Annotated in this window: 12 protein-coding genes; 9 read left to right on the top strand and 3 right to left on the bottom strand. The window is 34.5% G+C overall.

Annotated features, from left to right (window positions below; genetic code table 11):
* Positions 1–26 precede the first annotated feature (26 nt).
* The 7 genes from HGK31_RS02655 (at position 27) to HGK31_RS02625 (ending at position 7,189) form a co-directional block, all read left to right on the top strand.
* Positions 27–932, top strand: coding sequence for a radical SAM protein (locus tag HGK31_RS02655; RefSeq protein WP_233450956.1), 906 nt, complete (start codon positions 27–29; stop codon positions 930–932).
* A 105-nt stretch (positions 933–1,037) separates the two neighbouring features.
* Positions 1,038–2,216, top strand: a complete 1,179-nt coding sequence (locus HGK31_RS02650; protein WP_104735040.1) for a PSP1 domain-containing protein — start codon at positions 1,038–1,040, stop codon at positions 2,214–2,216.
* Positions 2,206–2,697, top strand: a complete 492-nt coding sequence (locus tag HGK31_RS02645) for a gliding motility lipoprotein GldH (protein ID WP_104735039.1) — start codon at positions 2,206–2,208, stop codon at positions 2,695–2,697. The genes HGK31_RS02650 and HGK31_RS02645 overlap by 11 nt, the downstream gene beginning before the upstream one ends.
* Positions 2,698–2,702: 5 nt before the next feature.
* Positions 2,703–5,027, top strand: coding sequence for a penicillin-binding protein 1A (locus HGK31_RS02640; protein WP_191858365.1), 2,325 nt, complete (start codon positions 2,703–2,705; stop codon positions 5,025–5,027).
* A 424-nt stretch (positions 5,028–5,451) separates the two neighbouring features.
* Positions 5,452–5,700, top strand: coding sequence for a hypothetical protein (locus tag HGK31_RS02635; RefSeq protein WP_191858364.1), 249 nt, complete (start codon positions 5,452–5,454; stop codon positions 5,698–5,700).
* Between the two features lie 78 nt (positions 5,701–5,778).
* Positions 5,779–6,480 (top strand): CoA transferase subunit A, encoded by a 702-nt coding sequence (locus HGK31_RS02630; protein ID WP_191858363.1) that lies wholly within the window; start codon positions 5,779–5,781, stop codon positions 6,478–6,480.
* Positions 6,481–6,535: 55 nt separating this feature from the next.
* The gene (locus HGK31_RS02625) at positions 6,536–7,189 is read left to right on the top strand and encodes a CoA transferase subunit B (RefSeq protein WP_191858362.1); all 654 of its coding nucleotides are present in this window, start codon (positions 6,536–6,538) and stop codon (positions 7,187–7,189) included.
* 4 nt (positions 7,190–7,193) lie between these two features.
* Here HGK31_RS02625 and HGK31_RS02620 read toward each other — a convergent pair whose 3' ends face one another.
* From HGK31_RS02620 to HGK31_RS02610, 3 genes are all read right to left on the bottom strand, one after another.
* A complete protein-coding gene (locus HGK31_RS02620) occupies positions 7,194–7,832 on the bottom strand; it encodes a TonB-dependent receptor (RefSeq protein WP_191858361.1) in 639 nt (212 codons plus the stop codon).
* 2 nt (positions 7,833–7,834) lie between these two features.
* The gene (locus HGK31_RS02615) at positions 7,835–8,485 is read right to left on the bottom strand and encodes a peptidase associated/transthyretin-like domain-containing protein (protein WP_191858360.1); all 651 of its coding nucleotides are present in this window, start codon (positions 8,483–8,485) and stop codon (positions 7,835–7,837) included.
* A gap of 391 nt (positions 8,486–8,876) precedes the next feature.
* Positions 8,877–10,562 carry an ABC transporter ATP-binding protein gene (locus HGK31_RS02610; protein ID WP_191858359.1) on the bottom strand — a complete coding sequence of 562 codons (1,686 nt, stop codon included), beginning with the start codon at positions 10,560–10,562 and terminating at the stop codon, positions 8,877–8,879.
* A gap of 169 nt (positions 10,563–10,731) precedes the next feature.
* Here HGK31_RS02610 and HGK31_RS14660 point away from each other — a divergent pair, with 169 nt between their 5' ends.
* Entirely contained in the window at positions 10,732–15,495 is a 4,764-nt protein-coding gene (locus HGK31_RS14660; protein WP_233450951.1) for a reprolysin-like metallopeptidase, read from the top strand.
* A 149-nt stretch (positions 15,496–15,644) separates the two neighbouring features.
* Complete coding sequence (locus HGK31_RS02595) at positions 15,645–19,538, top strand: M14 family zinc carboxypeptidase (protein WP_191858358.1); 3,894 nt, start codon at positions 15,645–15,647, stop codon at positions 19,536–19,538.
* The last annotated feature ends 4 nt before the right edge of the window (positions 19,539–19,542 follow it).

Below are 19,542 nucleotides of genomic sequence, written 5' to 3'. Positions count from 1 at the left end.
TACTGCATAAGTTCAATCAACGATATTTGGCTGTAAATTTCGACCCTGTGATGGCATGTAATTTGCGTTGCAAGATGTGTTATTTTACAGATGATGATTATGTAAAAACTTTAAAAGGACAATTTAAAGAAGACGAGCTTAATCAAGCGGCTAAAACCATTTTTAAACGTGCTTTAAAACTTCAAATTGGTTGTGGTACAGAGCCCACGTTATATAAAGACTTGGTGAAAGTCGTTGAATTGGGAAAAACGTACAACGTGCCTTATATCTCGATTACAACCAACGCAAATCTGTTGGATGAAGAAAAAATTGAAAAACTGCTAAAAGCAGGTTTAAATGAATTTACTATTTCGTTACATGGTGTGACCAAAGAAAGTTACGAAAGCTTCATGAAAAAAGCGAATTACGAAAAATTTCACAATGCATTTAAGGCCTTTGCTAAACTAAAATCTAAATACGATTTTAAAGTCCGTATCAATTACACGTTCAACAAAGATAATTTCTATGAATTGAAAGATTTTTTCAAGCATTTTGATGGGAATAGTTTTGATATTCTTCAAATCAGACCAATTCAAAAAATTGGTAATACCGAGTATAATGATTTTGATTTAGAAACTATTCGTGGTGATTACCCGGAAATAATAAAAAGTATAAAAGCAAGCTGTAAAGCAAACAATATTATGTTGTTGGCTTCAGACGAGATTCCAAGAAAAGACGAAACCAATCAATCCAGTTTAATTTTTGATTATACATTTTGTTACGTTTCACCACAAAAATTTTGGAAAGATGGTTTCGATTGGAAAAATGAAAGTTTTAATACTTTCTCTAAAAAAATAGGTTGGAGTAATACGCTATTTCAGAATGCCTTTAAGTCTAAACACGAGCTCAAGTCTTTATCTAACCGATTGAATTATGAAATAGAATTCAATTAAATAATAGCTTTTTAAAGTCATTATAATAATCTTATCTTTACGTTTTATTTTTAGTATTAATCCTCTTCTGAATTTACGTTCAGAATCTATATATATCTTTAATTTATGGCTTGTGGAACATGTTCAACAGGAAAAGATGGTCAGCCTAAAGGATGCAAGAATAATGGCACTTGTGGAACCGACAGTTGTAACAAATTAACAGTTTTTGATTGGTTAGCCAACATGTCATTACCTGACGGAGTAGAACCATTTAATTGGGTTGAGGTTCGATTTAAGAATGGTAGAAAACATTATTATAAGAATACCGAAAACCTAACATTAAGTATTGGTGATGTTGTTGCTACCCAAGCAGAGTACGGTCACGATGTAGGTATGGTTACCCTTACAGGAGAATTGGTTCGTGTTCAAATGAAACGCAAGAAAATATCTGAAAACGATCCTGAAACGTTTAAAATCTACAGAAAAGCAACCCAAAAAGACATTGATATTTGGTCTGAAGCTCGTGATAAAGAAGAATCTATGAAGGTCAAGGCAAGACAATTTGCTATTGATTTGAAACTTCAAATGAAAATTTCAGATATTGAATACCAAGGTGATGCTAGTAAAGCAACCTTTTATTACACGGCTGAAGAACGTGTGGATTTCAGGGAACTTATAAAATTATTCGCAAAAGAGTTTAAAACCAGAATTGAAATGCGTCAAGTAGGGTTTCGTCAAGAAGCCTCTAGACTAGGAGGTATTGGGTCTTGCGGGCGTGAATTGTGTTGTTCCACTTGGTTAACTGATTTTCGTTCTGTGAGTACATCCGCAGCCAGATATCAACAACTGTCATTAAATCCGCTAAAGCTTGCTGGTCAATGTGGAAAGTTAAAATGTTGCTTGAACTATGAGTTGGATACTTACCTCGATGCGCTTAAGAGTTTTCCTAAAACAGAAATCAAGCTTTACACTGAAAAAGGAACTGCTGTATGTCAGAAAACGGATATTTTTAAAGGACATATGTGGTATGCTTATGAAGGCGAATGGATGAATTGGCATTTGATAACTACAGACCAAGCAAATGAAATTATAGAATTAAATAAGAATAGAAAAAAGCCTGCAAGCCTTGAAGAATATGCAGCTGAACTAATCGTAGATACTAAAACTGAATATGAAAACGTTGTTGGTCAAGATAGTTTAACACGGTTTGATAGTCCAAAACACCGAAATAAACGTAAAAATAATAAGGGTAATAAAAATAAAAGACGTCGTAAACCTCAAAGCAAGAAAAACAATGCGAAGTAATTTGTTTGTAATCCTTGTGTTTTGTGGATTAATTTTCACTTCATGTGACTCTAATAGAGTTTATGATGTTTATAAATCTTTACCAAATGAATGGCATAAGGATTCAGTAGTAACGTTTAAAATTAAACCACCAGACTCAATAAAACCCTACAACTTGTTTGTAAACTTAAGAAACACCAACGATTATAAGTTTAGTAATTTGTACTTAATAGTTGAAATGAATTTTCCACATGGAAAAATAATTAAAGACACCTTGCAGTATCGTATGGCAAAACCAAATGGTGAGCTGTTAGGAACAGGTTTTACCGACGTTAAGGAAAATAAATTGTGGTATAAAGAAAGCGTAGTTTTTAATGAAACCGGAGAATATACTATTAACATTCAACATGCCATGCGTGAAAATGGCAAAGTAAAAGGCGTAGAAAATTTAGAAGGAATTACAGAAATTGGATTTAGAATAGAAGACCCAAATACAAATTAAAGCATATGGCAAAAAAGAAACAAACAAAACAAACTCAAGATTTTCAGAGCTATGTACGTTGGTTTTGGATATTATTTTTGTCAGGCATTTTTTTGGTTGCATTAGTTTTTATGCTTGCTTCTTGGGGAGCTTTGGGTGAAATGCCAGACTATACGCAATTAGAAAACCCAAAAACCAATTTAGCTACTGAAATAATTTCGTCTGACGGCAAAACACTTGGTAAATTTTATTTTAATGATAACCGTACACCTGTAAGTTATGATGAGCTTCCAAAGCACTTGGTTGATGCTTTAATCGCTACAGAAGATGCTCGCTATTATGAACATTCTGGAATTGACGCTAGAGGGACACTTCGAGCATTTTTCTTTTTGGGTAAAAGAGGAGGTGCTAGTACCATTTCGCAACAGTTGGCAAGACAATTGTTTGTTGGTGTTAGATCCAAAAATTTAGACAAGTACACTCAAAAAATAAAGGAATGGGTTATAGCCACTCGTCTAGAACGTCAATATACCAAGGAAGAAATCATAGCGATGTATTTTAACATCTATGACTTTGGTAATAATGCCGATGGTATTCGTTCAGCAGCTAGCATCTATTTTGATAAAGAACCAGATGAACTGGATATTAAGGAATCAGCTATGTTGGTTGGCATGTTTAAAAATTCATCATTGTATAACCCAAGAGAGCATCGTAATCCAGTTGGTACAAGAAATCGACGAAATGTAGTGCTATCTCAAATGGAGAAGTATGATTATATTTCAGAAAAGACCAGAGATTCGCTTCAAGCAACTGAATTGGATTTACGCTATACACCGCAATCTCATCGCGATGGAATAGCAACCTATTTTAGAGCGTATTTAGATGGGTTTATGAAAGATTGGATTAAGAATAACCCAAAACCTGATGGCGAAAAGTATAATTTGTATGGCGATGGCTTAAAAGTTTTTACTACAATCGATTCACGTATGCAACAGTATGCTGAAAATGCTGTGCAACAACATATGCCTAGATTACAAGCGGAATTTGACCATCAAAACACACCTAAACGAAACCCTACTGCGCCATTTCTGGAACTAGATCAAAGTGAAATAGATGCCTTAATGAAACGTGGTATGCGTCAGTCGGAACGTTGGCGAGTCATGAAAACTGAAGGTAAAAGCGAAAAGGAAATAATTGCTTCTTTTGATAAGCCAACCAACATGACCGTTTTTTCATGGAAAGGTGAGATAGATACCATTATGAAACCTATAGATTCCATGCGTTATTATAAATCCTTTTTACATCCAGGTATGATGTCTATGGATCCGCAAACAGGTCATGTAAAAGCATGGGTTGGTGGTATGAATTATAAACACTTTCAGTACGACCATGTGAATCAAGGTAAGCGTCAGGTAGGCTCAACTTTCAAGCCATTTGTGTACGCAACCGCTATTGATCAATTGCATTTATCACCTTGTTACAAAATGCCACGCTCACAAATCACTATTGAGGCTGGACGACACGGTACTTTAGAACCTTGGAGCCCCAAAAATTCTGATGGTGTTTATGGTGGCGAATTAACTTTAAAAGCGGCATTAGCCAATTCAGTTAATACCATCACCGCTCGCTTGATTGACAAAGTTGGACCACAGCCAGTAATTGATTTAGTTGAAAAACTGGGTGTAGAATCCAATATTCCAGCTGTGCCCTCAATTGCACTAGGAACAGCAGATTTGAACGTTTATGAAATGGTAGCGGCTTATGCTACCTTTGCTAATAAAGGAGTTTATACCAAACCCGTTATGGTAACCCATATTGAAGATAAAAATGGCACTATTTTATATCAGTTCACGCCAGAGTCTCGTGATGTTATCAGTGAAGAAACAGCTTATGTAACCGTTAAACTTATGGAAGGTGTTACCGAAGCTGGATCAGGTGTAAGATTAAGAACTAAAGGTGCAGATGCTTACAGAGCAGATTATCGTGAGATTGTGACAGGCTATCCATATGAATTTAAAAACCCAATTGCTGGGAAAACAGGAACTACACAAAATCAAAGTGATGGTTGGTTTATGGGTATGGTGCCTAATTTAGTTACCGGTGTTTGGGTAGGTGCTGAAGATAGAGCTGCTCACTTTTCTAAAATCACGTATGGTCAAGGTGCAGCCATGGCATTGCCTATTTGGGCACTGTATATGAAAGCATGCTATGAAGATGAAACACTTGATGTATCTAATGAAAACTTTGAAAGGCCACAAGAGTTGACCATTGAAGTAAATTGTGAAGCCTATTCCCAAGAGGAAAATGATACACTTCCAGACGAAGAAGTTCCTGATGAATTGGATTTTTAATTTTTGGACATTGAGGCTCTCGAAATGCTCAAAAACTTTATATTTTAAAATATAATTTCAAAATTTTCCCCCTTGAATCCCTTATCAGTATTGCATTTTACGGGAAAACCGTAACGCTTTTTGCAGCTTTTCGATAAACGGCACAAAATTGAGTAAAATCCTTGTGTGAACAGTTTTTTTTTTTTTTAAGTTTGAGTTGTTGAAAGTAACAGCTTTAAGTTTTGAAGACCTTGAGTTGTTATTGGAAACACGATCGAGATCATAACTGGCGTCAGTTTTTATTCCCTTAAGAAAACTGATTAATAGCATAAAACTTCAAACACAAAACTTCAGTAAAACTTCAGAAGAAGGCTTTTATTAAAGCCACATTTTGTTTAATCAACCTGTAGTATAAAATTCCTATAGGTTCAAAATTATGTATTCAATGAAAAATATAAAAAAAGGATTAATTGCTTTTGCATCTGTATTATTAATTGTAACTAGTTTTTATGCAAATAACAAACCTGAAATTGTTAGAGTAGAAGTGAAGAAAGAAATTGATTGTTGGAAATTTGCTGATGCTGCTGCAACTTTGTATGGTATGACAAATAATCTTTCCGATTATGAAGAATATTTGTTTTTTCAAGCTGTGTTTAATAATTGTATGGATTCAGGAATTAACTATTCAGATTAGTTCTGTTAAATTCAAAAGCCATTCACTTCCGAATGGCTTTTTTATTTCGTATTTTTCCACTGCAAAAACAGATTAAAAATGATTAATAAACAAGTTGCAGGAGTAGATGAGGCTATTAAAGGTATAGCTGATAACATGACCTGTATGTTTGGTGGTTTTGGTTTAAGTGGAATCCCTGAAAATGCCATTGCAGCATTGGTAAAGTCTGGTGTAAAAGGCTTAACATGTATTTCAAATAATGCAGGAGTAGATGACTTTGGATTAGGCTTATTATTGCATCAGCGTCAGATAAAAAAAATGGTATCATCATATGTTGGTGAAAACGATGAGTTTGAGCGTCAAATGCTAAGTGGTGTGTTGGATGTTGAACTAATTCCGCAAGGTACGTTAGCAGAACGTTGTCGTGCTGCACAAGCAGGATTTCCTGCCGTTTACACACCAGCAGGTTACGGTACTGAAGTGGCGGAAGGTAAGGAAACCAGAGAATTTGATGGTAAAATGTATGTTTTAGAGCATGCATTTAAAGCTGATTTTGCTTTTGTAAAAGCATGGAAAGGTGATGCAGCTGGAAACCTTATTTTTAAAGGTACAGCCAGAAATTTTAATCCTAATATGTGCGGTGCTGCTAAAATAACTGTTGCAGAAGTTGAAGAATTAGTACCAGTAGGCGAATTAAATCCTAATCACATTCATATTCCAGGCATTTTTGTGCAACGTATTTTTCAGGGTGAAAAATATGAGAAACGAATAGAGCAACGTACAGTTAGAAAAAGAGAATAATTAAATTGTCTGGTTGAGCGCAGTCGAAACCTATTTAAAAATGACACATTAAGATATGTTAGATAAAAACGGAATAGCTAAACGTATAGCAAAAGAAGTACAAGATGGTTACTATGTTAATTTGGGTATCGGTATTCCAACGTTGGTAGCTAATTATGTTCGAGACGATATAGAAGTAGAATTTCAAAGCGAAAATGGCGTATTAGGTATGGGACCATTTCCATTTGAAGGCGAAGAAGATGCAGATATTATTAACGCAGGAAAACAAACCATTACAACTTTACCAGGAGCGAGTTTTTTTGATTCCGCTATGAGCTTTTCTATGATTAGAGGTCAACACGTGGACTTAACTATTTTAGGCGCTATGGAAGTTGCTGAAAATGGAGATATTGCCAACTGGAAAATTCCAGGGCGCATGGTAAAAGGAATGGGAGGTGCGATGGATTTAGTTGCCAGTGCCGAAAATATAATAGTTGCTATGATGCATACTAACAAAGCAGGAGAATCAAAGCTTTTAAAACGTTGTTCCTTACCACTAACAGGTGTTGGTTGTGTAAAAAAAATAGTAACCAATTTAGCTGTACTTGAAGTTACAGACAATGGGTTTAAATTGTTAGAACGTGCACCAGGAGTTTCAGTTGAAGCTATTCAAAAAGCAACTGAAGGGACATTGATTGTTACTGGAGATATTCCTGAAATGGCTATTTAAGGCTCTAGTTTTTACCTATTGAAACAATTATACCTAGTTGTATTTGGGTCTGATTGATTTTATTAAAATAATCTTCCCAGTTTTTATTAGTATTCACATTAAAACGAATGTTATTATAATTAAAGCCTGTAAAGAATGAGATGTGGTCAATTAGCTTAAAAATGATATTGAATCCCACATATAAATTCATTCCATAAAAACTATCGCTATCTGAATCATCATATTTTTGCTGAATTTTTGTAGCACCAATGCCAACATATGGTTCTAAAGACCAGCGATTTGATAAATCCCATTGGTATTGAAATCTTCCAAAGATAGAAGTATGAAAAGTATTATCAATATTTCCTATTGTTCCAGGGTTTATAACATCATAATTATGATACTCCCACCCAAGTCCAAATTTAAATTTTTGAAATTTCAGCAAATTTAATTGTAATCCAAGTCCAACAAAACTTGCATCGTGTCCATCGGACAGAAAGTTATTGCCGTGGTTTATGTGGTGGTTTGCGTAGAAATAAAATTGAGGCTTAAATGAAAAGCCTTCTGAATTTTTTATTTCATTGTTTTCTATTTTGGTGTCTTCTTCTTGAGCAAAGAGAATATATGGCAATACTATTAAAACAAAAAGTACTATCTTTTTCATAACTAATAATTTATAGTGTATTCTGTAATATCATTTGAGCTTACATCAATCAATTCATTAAAAGAATTGGTTTGGCCTGTGTTACCATTTCGTACTTCATAGTATAAATTTAAAGTCTGATTTTTAGCAACTTTTTTAGCGTAAAACTCATAATAGTAAGGTGTATAAGGTTCTTCTTCTGGAGGGTTTACCCAAATTATCTGTTCAGCAATTAATCCTGTTAATTCAATGGCAGAAATATTATTTTCAGGATTTATTTGATTGAGTGTGATTTCTAAATTTGAAATGTCATCATGAGCAAATAGAGTAGTTTTCCCAATAGTTATTTTGTGGTCGGATAAATCAGATTCATAAATGTTTACATAAGCCTTTTGAAAGTAAACAGCATTTCCTTTTATCTTTATTTCAAAATCCCTTTCATTTTTTGGTTTTGGAATTACTAACTCATAATACCCATCAGAATTTGTTTCTGTAAAACCAATTAAATCAGAATCATAAGAATTATACACCCATGCTTCAATAGAATGATTTTCTATTGGATTCCCATCTCGATCCAAAACTTGACCTTCAAATACATATCGTGTAGATACATCATATTGTATTTGACAACTACATAGCAATCCCACTATGAAAAATAATATTAATTTTCTCATAACAATTTTTTTTTAAATGTATCAAAAAGAAACTTGGAAACAAAAATTGTAAGAAAAAAGACTTTAAAACATGTCAAATGTTAAAAAAATATGTATTTCATCGAAAAATAATGCATTTTAGCAGATTTATTCAAAATAAGTTACATATTAGCAATCCCAAATTTAATGAACAGATTAACCAACTTCTTTTAGAAACTTGGATTATAATTTTCCCCAAATCTATTATAATCCTTGTGAAAGAAAGAAACTCAAATCTACCAAAACCTACTTTATGAATTTTGCATCAAATCTACCAGAACAACCTACTTATGAAAATGGTTTGTATGTGAAAGTAAAACAAACCACTCGATTCATTAAAAGTTTAATGTATCTTACTAAAAAGTTATTCATGCTATAATCCTTTTGGAATAGCATGAATAAGTTTTTTAGTATAGTCTTTTTCCGGATGCTCGTAAATAGTATCGGCATCATTCATTTCTTCGATTTTACCAGCATTCATTACTATTAAATTATCAGACATATATTTTACCACAGCTAAATCGTGTGAAATAAAAATATAAGTAAAGCCATAGTTTTCTTTTAATTCGTTTAAGAGATTTAAAACTTGAGCTTGTACTGAAATATCTAATGCCGAAACCGATTCGTCACAAATTATCAATTTAGGTTGTAAAGCTATAGCTCTAGCAATGCCAATACGTTGTCGTTGACCACCAGAAAATTCATGTGGATATCTGGAAAAGAAAGTAGCATCTAACCCAACTTTTTCTAACAATTCATAAACCAAAGTTTCGCGTTCGGCATTGGTTTTTCCAATGTTGTGTACTTTCATAGGTTCCATAATAGCTTTCCCAACAGGAATACGCGGATTCAAGGAAGCAAAAGGATCTTGAAATATAATCTGAATATCTTTTCTCAATTCTTGAGTTGCTCGTTTTGATAAATTGGTAATGTTATTTCCTTTATAAAGTATTTTACCATTAGTTGCTTTGTCCAATAATAGTATAGCATTTGATAAAGTAGATTTACCACATCCAGATTCACCAACTAGACCTAAGGTTTCACCTTCATAGAGTTTAAAACTCACATTATTGACAGCTTTAAAACTTTCAGGTTTCGAAAACCATCCAGATTTAGAAACGTATTCTTTTTCAAGATTAATTACTTCCAATAATGGTGGCTTTGAATATAGTTTTTTATGATTTGTATCACGTTGCGTTTTAGTAACAATAGTTTTATCAACCGAATCAGCCATAAAATCTTTTATCGTTGCTAAACGTTTGTATCTAACATTTAAAGGTGGCCTGGAATTTATAAGCGCTTTGGTGTATGTGTGTTTTGGAGTTTTAAAAATATCAGAAACAGAACCTTGCTCAACTATTTCACCTTGATACATAACTATAACGCGATCTGATATTTCAGAAATTAATGCCAAATCATGAGATATAAATAAAATGCTCATTTGTTCTTCCTGCTGAAGTTGTTTTAGCAGCAATATTATTTCTTTTTGAACAGTTACATCTAAAGCAGTAGTAGGCTCATCTGCAATTAGTATTTTAGGTTTACAAGCAATAGCCATAGCAATCATAACCCGTTGCTTTTGTCCGCCAGAAATTTCATGCGGATATGCTTTAAAAACACGTTTAGGATCTGGCAATTTTACTTTTTCAAATAATTGAAGTGTTTCAACTTTAATTTCTTGTTTAGAAAGCGATGTATGTTGCAAAAGTATTTCTTGAACTTGTTCTCCGCATCTCATGGATGGGTTTAATGAACTCATAGGCTCTTGAAAAATCATAGCAATATCATTTCCTCTAATTGATTGAAATGCTTTTGGAGATAGTTTGGTTAAGTCTTCACCTTTAAAGTTTATCTCACCATTCTTAATTTTAGAAATATTTTTTGGAAGCAATCCTAAAATAGCCAATGTAGAAACAGATTTTCCAGAACCTGACTCGCCAACAATTCCAAGTATCTCATTTTGATTTAAAGTGTACGAAATATTGTGAATGATTTCTTTCTCATTTTCATTGTTTAAAAAAGAAATAGATAAATTTTTTACGTTGAGTACAGATGCCATTTGCATAAGTAAATGTAGCTATTTTCACATTTTATTTTACGGTTTTCCCGTACTTATTTTTTTTTAATTGTTTTTTAACGAAAATGGTTTTTAAAAATTTTCATATTAATAAATAATTGATATTTTCACGATTAATAATTCAATAAAATTACCAAAATATTAAACAATCATGAAAAAAACACTACTATTCATTCTTTTAATGAGTACAGGATTTGTTTTTTCCCAAAACAAATCTTTTTGGAAAAAAGAAGCCGTAAAAACTTCGACTTCAATTAAGGAAAGCAAACAAGCTTTGCCTAAAAATCAAACGTTTAGTTTGGATGTTAATGGTTTGAAACAAGCCTTAAACCATTCACCAAAACGAAACGAATTCTCAAGGCAATCCAATGTTATTTTGTCTTTTCCAAATTCACAAGGCGTTATGGAGCGTTTCAGAATAATTGAAGCTTCCAATCTTCATCCTGATTTACAAGTGAGATACCCAGATATACGCTCCTATGCTGGTCAAGGAATTGATGATCCGTCTGCTGTTATAAGATTTAGTATGTCGTCTTTGGGCTTCCAAAGTATGCGATTATCTGCTAATGGTCCAGCAACTTTTATTGAATCTATTTCTGAAGATGGAGAATTATATGCTGTCTTCACACGTGCTGAACGTATAAATATTCAGGATCAGTTTGAATGTGAAATTTCGGAAAGTTTAAATCAGCAAATAACAGAATCATCAATGATGCGTAATGCTGATGACAGTATTTTGAGAACATATAGATTGGCTGTGTCTGCTACAGGTGAATACACACAATATCATGGTGGAACCAAAGCACAGGCCTTGGCAGCCATCAATAATACCATGACACGTGTAAATGGAATTTTTGAAGTTGATTTTAATGTGACTATGGTGCTTATAGCTAATACCGATGATGTAATTTACACTAGTACATCTTCTGACCCATATGGGAATACTACTAGTGGTTATAATTCCGCTTTACAAAATACCTTAACCTCAGTAATTGGAGAATCAAATTATGACATAGGACACTTATTTGCTAATCTCCAAAATAATGGTAATGCAGGTTGTATAGGTTGCGTTTGCGTTAATGGGCAAAAGGGCAGTGGCTGGACCTCTGCGAGTGTTCCGGATGGTGATTTTTTTGATGTTGATTATGTAGCTCATGAAATGGGACACCAATTTGGTGCTAATCATACATGGACTTTTAATGGAAATGAAGGAACAAATGTGCAGGTTGAACCCGGAAGTGGTTCCACTATTATGAGTTATGCGGGAATTACTGGTGCAACAGATGTTCAAAACAATGTGCATCCAAATTTTCATGCCGTTTCAATTGAGCAAGTAACAGATTATATAAAATCCACTAGTTGTCAAACAAATACTAATACTGGAAATAATGTTCCTACTGTAAGTGCTGGAGCGAATTATACTATTCCAAAAGGAACGGCCTTTGTTTTAGAAGGCTCTGCTTCAGATGCTGATTCAGGAGATGTATTATCTTATTCTTGGGAGCAGATGGATGAAAATAATGCATCGACAACTTATCCAAGTACCACAGCAACTTCAGGTGTAGCTTTTAGAGCATATGAACCAACTACTGATAATAAACGATATTTTCCAAGATTATCAACTATTAAATCAGGAGCAACGTCTTGGCAATGGGAAGCAGTACCAAATGTTGCTAGAACATTGAATTTTAGGTTAACGGTCAGAGATAATGTTGCAGGAGGAGGAACCAATAATAGTGATGATATGGTAGTAACTGTAAATGGTACGGCCGGACCATTTGTAGTGAATTCACCTAATTCAAATGTGACATGGAATGCAGGTTCTACACAAACAGTAACGTGGGACGTTGCAGGTACAACAGGCAATGGTGTGAATACAGCAAATGTTGATATTTTCCTATCTACAGATGGAGGAGATACCTACCCAATTGCTTTAGCGGCAGGTGTACTAAATGATGGTTCTCAAGAGATTCTAGTTCCTAATAATCAAGGAACTCAAAATAGAATTATGGTAAGAGGGTCTAACAATATTTTCTTTGATATATCTAATTCAAACTTTACAATTGCAGGACAAGTAGTTTGTAATGCTATTGTACCAACTGGATTAAATGCTTCTGGAATAACTGATAGTGCAGCAACATTAACTTGGGATGCTGTTGCTGGTGCAACTTACGATTTACAATATCGTGAAGTAGGTTCTTCATCATGGACTACTGTTAACGTAACAGGTGTTTCAACTCAAGTATCCGGATTAAGTCCACTAACACAATATGAAGCACAAGTGCGCAGCGCATGTCCAGATACTTCGACTTCGGCTTACAGTAGTATAATTAATTTCACGACTACTGATGTTCAATTAAATTATTGTAATTCAGCAAGTACAAATATTAATGATGAATATATAGGAAGAGTGCAATTAAATACTATAGATAATTCATCTGGTGGACAGTTTTACACAGATTTCACAAGTATTTCAACAACGCTAACCAAAGATACACAATATATAATTACTATAACTCCTACATGGACTGGAACAGTTTATTCTGAAGGCTATGCGGTGTGGATTGATTATAACCGAGATGGTGATTTTGATGATGCAAGCGAACAAGTTTGGTCGCAATCTGCTACTCAAACAACGCCTGTAAATGGTAGTTTTACTATTCCATCTAATGCCGTTGAAAATGTAACAAGAATGCGTGTCTCAATGAAGTATAACGGAGTTCCGACATCGTGCGAAACTTTCCAATATGGCGAAGTTGAAGATTATACCGTAATAATAGAAGGAAGCGGTCCAGACACAGCACCACCAGTAATAACATTGAATGGCGCTTCAACAATTGATTTGGAATTGGGTGAAACGTATACCGAACTTGGTGCCACAGCTACAGACAATGTTGATGGAGATATTTCAGCAAATATTGTAATTGGTGGTGACACTGTAGATTCAAATACCGTTGGGATTTATGTGGTTACTTATAATGTTAGTGATACAGCTGGTAATAATGCTGTTGAGGTATCACGTACAGTTAATGTAAATCCCGACACAACAGCTCCAGTAATTAGCCTAAACGGTTTTTCAACAGTTAACTTAACAGTTGGCGATTCTTATTCTGAATTAGGTGCAACGGCAACCGATAATTTAGATGGTGATATTTCAGCCAACATTGTTGTTGGAGGAGATACAGTAGATGCAAATACTGCGGGAACTTATGTAATAACATATAACGTAAGTGATTCGTCTGGAAATGCAGCCGATGAGGTAATTAGAACAGTAAATGTTTCTGAACCATCCAATGGTTGTTCAGGAGGAATCAATTCTTTCCCTTACAGCGAAAGTTTTGAAAATACGTTGGGTGCATGGACACAATCCTCCGCTGATGATATTGATTGGACAGTTGATGCTAATGGAACACCTTCTTCAAATACTGGACCTTCAAGTGCTGCTGACGGAACATATTATGTGTATGTTGAAGCATCAAGTCCAAATTACCCAAGTGTAAGAGCGATATTAAATTCGCCATGTTTTAATTTAAGCGGAATGACCGAAGCGACTTTTAGCTTTTCTTATCATATGTATGGAGCTTCAGATATGGGCTCAATTGATTTAGAAATAAGTGATGATGATGGGGCTAATTGGACAAGTATTTGGACTCAAACCGGAAACCAAGGTAATACTTGGTTGGATGTTGATGTAAGCTTAAATGCATATGTTGGAAAAGGTATTCAATTACGATTCAATAGATTTATTGGAAGTACTTGGCAAGCTGACATTGCAATAGATAACGTTTCGGTAGCTGGTCCGCCTGCACCAGATACACAAGCGCCAACAGCGGCTACACTTTCAGCTTCAAACACAACAGAAACTACAACTGATTTGTCATGGTCTGGAGCAACAGATAATGTTGGCGTAACTGATTATGATGTGTATCAAGATGGAAGTTTTATTGCAAATGTAACAGGAACAACATATCAAGTTACGGGACTCTCTGAAAGTATAAGCTATACTTTTTATGTAATTGCCAATGATGCAGCTAGTAATAGTTCACCAGCAAGTAATACTACAATTGTTACGACACTAGCAGCACCAACATGTAATGATGGTATTCAAAATGGTGATGAAACTGGAGTTGATTGTGGAGGTTCGTCTTGTGTACCATGCCAAGTTTCAGATGTTGTTTTAAATGAAGGGTACTTCGAAACCGGCTGGGATGGCTGGGCTGATGGTGGTAGTGATTGTGCTAGATATTCAGGCTCAAATTCTTATGAAGGTAGTTACTCAATAAGAATTAGAGATAATTCTGGTACAGCTTCGGCCATGACACTTTCAAATATTGATATATCTCCATTCTCTCAAGTTGTAATAGATTTCTATTTTTATGTGAACAGTATGGAAAATGGTGAAGATTTTTGGGTGCGTTATTACAATGGCTCAACATGGACAACTGTGGCGACTTATGTAAGTGGTTCGGGTATTAGTAATGGAACTTTCTATAATGCCACAGTTACCTTAACGCCTGCACAATATACTTTTGTTTCAAATGCAGGATTTAGATTCCAATGTGATGCTTCTGGAAACAATGATCAAATTTATATTGATCAAGTAACCATTACTGGTACTAATTCAGGTAGAGGTGATATCAATCACTTGATAGCCATAAAAACTATGGAGACCGAAGATGCTTTTGGAGATCAAGAAATTCTTGTTTATCCAAATCCTGTGTATGGAAATGTACTAAATGTAAAGTTACCTGGAAACCAAGATGCATCTTACTCAATTGTTAATATATTAGGTCAAACAGTTTCAAAAGGAAATTCCATTTCAATTGTTGATGTGAGCGCTTTAGAAGCAGGTGTTTACTTTATTAAAGTAAATGAAGGTGAAGAAGTTATCACTAAAAAATTCATTAAGCAATAGTTAAGTCTTTTTGTTTTTTATAAAAGTCCAGATTATTAATCTGGACTTTTTTTTTATATAATACTTTATAACTTGTTTATAAATCATACGGGGTGATACAAAATAGACAACATAAAACATTAATTTTATTGAATAAATCCAACCAAATTATGAAAGCAAAATTAACCCTTGTTATTTTTTTATGCAGTATTTCTTTTGTGTTTTCGCAGAGTAATTCTAGAATAAAAGCCGAAGAATATTTAAGCCAAAAAGGAGAAGTGAACTTTAGTTTTCAAGTTCAAGATGTTTCAGAAATCGATAATTGGACTACACAATTATCAATTTTGAATTATGACCCAAGAACCAAAACCGTATATGCTTGGGCAAATACCCGACAATTCAGAAATTTTCAACAAAGTAATCTTGAATACTTTGTTGAAGAAGCCGATAATGTAATTGGACCGCAATTGATGTCTAATCAATTAAACGCTTCAAGTAGCCAAAGAATGGCTTCAACTTTGTCGTTTCCATTAACAGCCTATCCAACTTATGCTGATTATGCGCAGCAAATGCAAGATTTTACCACAACTTATCCTTCATTATGTGAAATTGTTGATATAGGAGGAACAACTGAAGGTGTTGGTGGTGGAAACAAAAGATTGTTATTTGCAAAACTTTCAGCAAATGTTTCAGCAAATGAAAAAGAACCAAGAATGCTATACACCTCATCTATGCATGGTGATGAGATTGCAGGTTATCCTATGATGTTGGAATTAATCAATTATTTGTTGATAGCTTATAACGATTCAGGTCATCCAGATCATTTAAGAGTAAAAAATTTATTAGATACAACTGAAATATGGATTAATCCAAGTGCTAATCCAGATGGCACTTACTACGGCGATCCAACCAATACATCAGTTGCAAATGCACGCCGCGCCAATGATAATGGATGGGATTTAAACAGAAATTACCCAGACAATGTTGCAGGTGCACATCCAGACGGAAATTCAAATTACGAATTGGAGACCCAACACTTTATGAATCTTGCAGACACATATCATTTTGTGATATCAGCTAATTTTCATGGAGGAACCGAAGTGGTTAATTACCCTTGGGATAATACCTATACAAGACATCCCGATGACGCTTGGTTTTTCTTAATCAGTAAAGAATATGCCGAGAATTGTCAAATCAACAGTCCAAATGGATACATGGATGCCACATATACCAACTATATGTTTCCAGGCGTAACAAATGGCGCAGATTGGTATCGTGTTGAAGGTGGTCGTCAGGATTACATGAATTACTACCACCAATGTAAGGAAACTACCATTGAACTTTCCAACACAAAAACAATACCTGCCTCTCAATTAGAAGACCATTGGAACTATAACAGAGAAGCATTGATTGATTATTTAGAACAAGGTACTTATGGTTTTAGAGGTGCTGTAAGAGATGCTACAACAAATAATCCCATTGAAGCAAAAATTACTTTAGTTGGTCATGATGCAGTAAATTCTCACACAGTAACCGAATTACCTTATGGAGACTTTTACCGACCAACCATCGCAGGGACCTATGATATTTTATTTGAAGCTGATTGCTATCAATCTTTTACATTAAGCAATCAAAGTATTTCTAATTATCAAACGATTACGTTAAGTGATATACTGCTAAACCCTTTAGCTTCAACAGCACCATCAGGATTAAATGTTACCAATGTACAAGCTTCTTCTGCAACCGTGAGTTGGGATAACACTAGTAGCTCAAATTATGATTGCAGATATAGAGCTGTTGGAGCTTCTGCTTGGGTAACTGTAAACACCAATAATAATTCAGTAAATCTATCTGGATTAAATACAGCTACTCAATATGAAGTTCAGGTAAGAAGTAATTGCGACTCTAGCTCGTCACCTTACAGCAGTTCTATTTATTTTACAACTACCAATAATGTAACATTAAGTGCTAGTTATTTTGAAACTGGAATGGACGATTGGGTAGAAGGCGGCAATGATTGCTCTAGAACAGCAACGTCATATTCTTATGAAGGAAGTTATTCCGTAAGGTTACGTGATAATTCTGGGACATCTTCAGCTATGACTTCACAGAATTTTAATTTAAGTTCTTATGATGAGGTAACTATTAGTTTCTATTATTATGCCAATGGCATGGAAAATGGGAAAGATTTTTGGTTGCGATATTACAATGGTTCATCATGGACAACTTTAGATACTTATGTATCTGGAGTCGACTTTAGTAACAATTCATTCTTTTCCGCCTCATTCACATTAAATCAATCACAATACAATTTAGCAGCTAACGCTCAATTTAGAATTCAGTGTGATGCTCAAAGGAAAAATGATCAGGTTTATATAGATCAGGTTATTATATTGGGAACGCTCTCTGGTCCAGATGTAACACCGCCTAGTGTTCCGGCAAACTTAACGGCTACAAATACGACCCAAACCACCACAGACTTAACTTGGAATGCTGCGACCGATAATATTGGTGTGATTGGTTATGATGTTTATCAAGATGGAAATCTGATAGCAAATGTTTCAAATACATCGTATCAAGTTTCTGGGTTGAGTACCAGTACCAGTTATTCATTTAATGTTGTCGCTCGTGATGCAGCTAGTAATTTATCGGGATCTAGTAATGTTGAAAATATAATAACCCTTGATCCTCCTGATACGCAAGCACCAACAGCACCAGCAAATTTAATAGCGTCCAATACTACATACAATAGTACAGACTTAACTTGGAATGCTGCGGCAGATAATATTGGTGTGACTGGTTATGATATTTATCAAGAGGGATCTGTTATTGCTAGTGTTTTAGGGTTAAGTTATTCCGTTTCTGGTTTAAGCTCTAGTACAAGCTATGTGTTTTATGTGGTTGCAAGAGATGCAGCAGGCAATAATTCTTTGGAAAGCAATACCGTTAATGTAACTACAGATGATTTTGTAGATACAGAAGTTCCAAGTACGCCCAGCAGTTTATCGGCTTCAAACACTACAGAAACCACAACAGATTTATCTTGGAATGCATCAACCGATAATGTAAATGTGATAGGGTATGATATTTATCAAGACGGGAGTTTTATTGATAATGTTGCAGGAACTTCCTATGAGGTTACTGGATTAAGTGAAAACACTACCTATTCATTTTATGTTATAGCTAGGGACGCAGCAGGGAATAGTTCGTCTGCTAGTAATGCAGTAAATGAAACAACTTTAGCAGCACCTACCTGTAATGATGGTATTCAAAATGGTGACGAAACGGGAGTTGATTGTGGAGGTTCCTCTTGTCCAACATGTCCACCAAGCGATGTGGTTTTAAATCAAGGGTATTTTGAAACAGGTTTAGATGGCTGGATAGAAGGTGGTAATGATTGTTCTAGAGTTTCAACAAGCTATTCCTATGAGGAAAGTTATTCAATAAGATTACGTGATAATTCAGGAGTTTCATCCTCAATGACACTCTCTAATATTGATATAACACCTTTTTCTCAAGTAGAAGTAGATTTATATTTTTATATAAATGGTTTAGATAATGGAGAAAGCTTATTGTTCAGATTTTATGATGGTTCATCTTGGAATACGGTTGAAAGCTTTACAGTCGGTTCTGGTTACAACAATAATGCGTTTAATAATGCAACAGTAGTTATAACATCTTCTCAATATAATTTTGTTTCTAATAGTAGTTTTAGATTTCAATGTAATGCCTCTAAAAAGAATGAGCAGATTTATGTAGATCAGGTTACTATTACTGGAAGAGTTAATTCAGCAGCTAGAATGACGAGTAGCGCTGTTGAGGTCAACGAAAGAGGTGATTCTCCAATTATGATTTATCCTAATCCAGTAAAAGGAAATGTTTTGAATATTAAAATGGTGGAAAGCAAACCATTTAGTTATCAGCTAAGAAGTGTGTCTGGGCAGTATTTATCAAAAGGTGTTTCAGAGGGTGATATTGATGTTTCCAATTTAAAATCAGGGATGTATTTCATTGAAATAACACTTAATGGAAAAGTCAGTGTCAAGCGATTTATAAAGCAATAGTTTA

The sequence above is a fragment of the Hanstruepera ponticola genome, from assembly GCF_012931685.1.
In the GTDB taxonomy this organism is placed as follows: domain Bacteria; phylum Bacteroidota; class Bacteroidia; order Flavobacteriales; family Flavobacteriaceae; genus Hanstruepera; species Hanstruepera ponticola.
This window is presented reverse-complemented; position numbering and strand designations above follow the sequence as displayed.

Coding starts and splice junctions, on each gene's coding strand:
- HGK31_RS02640 (WP_191858365.1), top strand. CDS start 2,703: ATGGCAAAAAAGAAACAAACAAAACAAACTCAAGATTTTCAGAGCTAT.
- HGK31_RS02610 (WP_191858359.1), bottom strand. CDS start 10,562: ATGGCATCTGTACTCAACGTAAAAAATTTATCTATTTCTTTTTTAAAC.
- HGK31_RS02645 (WP_104735039.1), top strand. CDS start 2,206: ATGCGAAGTAATTTGTTTGTAATCCTTGTGTTTTGTGGATTAATTTTC.
- HGK31_RS02650 (WP_104735040.1), top strand. CDS start 1,038: ATGGCTTGTGGAACATGTTCAACAGGAAAAGATGGTCAGCCTAAAGGA.
- HGK31_RS02595 (WP_191858358.1), top strand. CDS start 15,645: ATGAAAGCAAAATTAACCCTTGTTATTTTTTTATGCAGTATTTCTTTT.
- HGK31_RS02620 (WP_191858361.1), bottom strand. CDS start 7,832: ATGAAAAAGATAGTACTTTTTGTTTTAATAGTATTGCCATATATTCTC.
- HGK31_RS02635 (WP_191858364.1), top strand. CDS start 5,452: ATGAAAAATATAAAAAAAGGATTAATTGCTTTTGCATCTGTATTATTA.
- HGK31_RS02625 (WP_191858362.1), top strand. CDS start 6,536: ATGTTAGATAAAAACGGAATAGCTAAACGTATAGCAAAAGAAGTACAA.
- HGK31_RS02615 (WP_191858360.1), bottom strand. CDS start 8,485: ATGAGAAAATTAATATTATTTTTCATAGTGGGATTGCTATGTAGTTGT.
- HGK31_RS14660 (WP_233450951.1), top strand. CDS start 10,732: ATGAAAAAAACACTACTATTCATTCTTTTAATGAGTACAGGATTTGTT.
- HGK31_RS02630 (WP_191858363.1), top strand. CDS start 5,779: ATGATTAATAAACAAGTTGCAGGAGTAGATGAGGCTATTAAAGGTATA.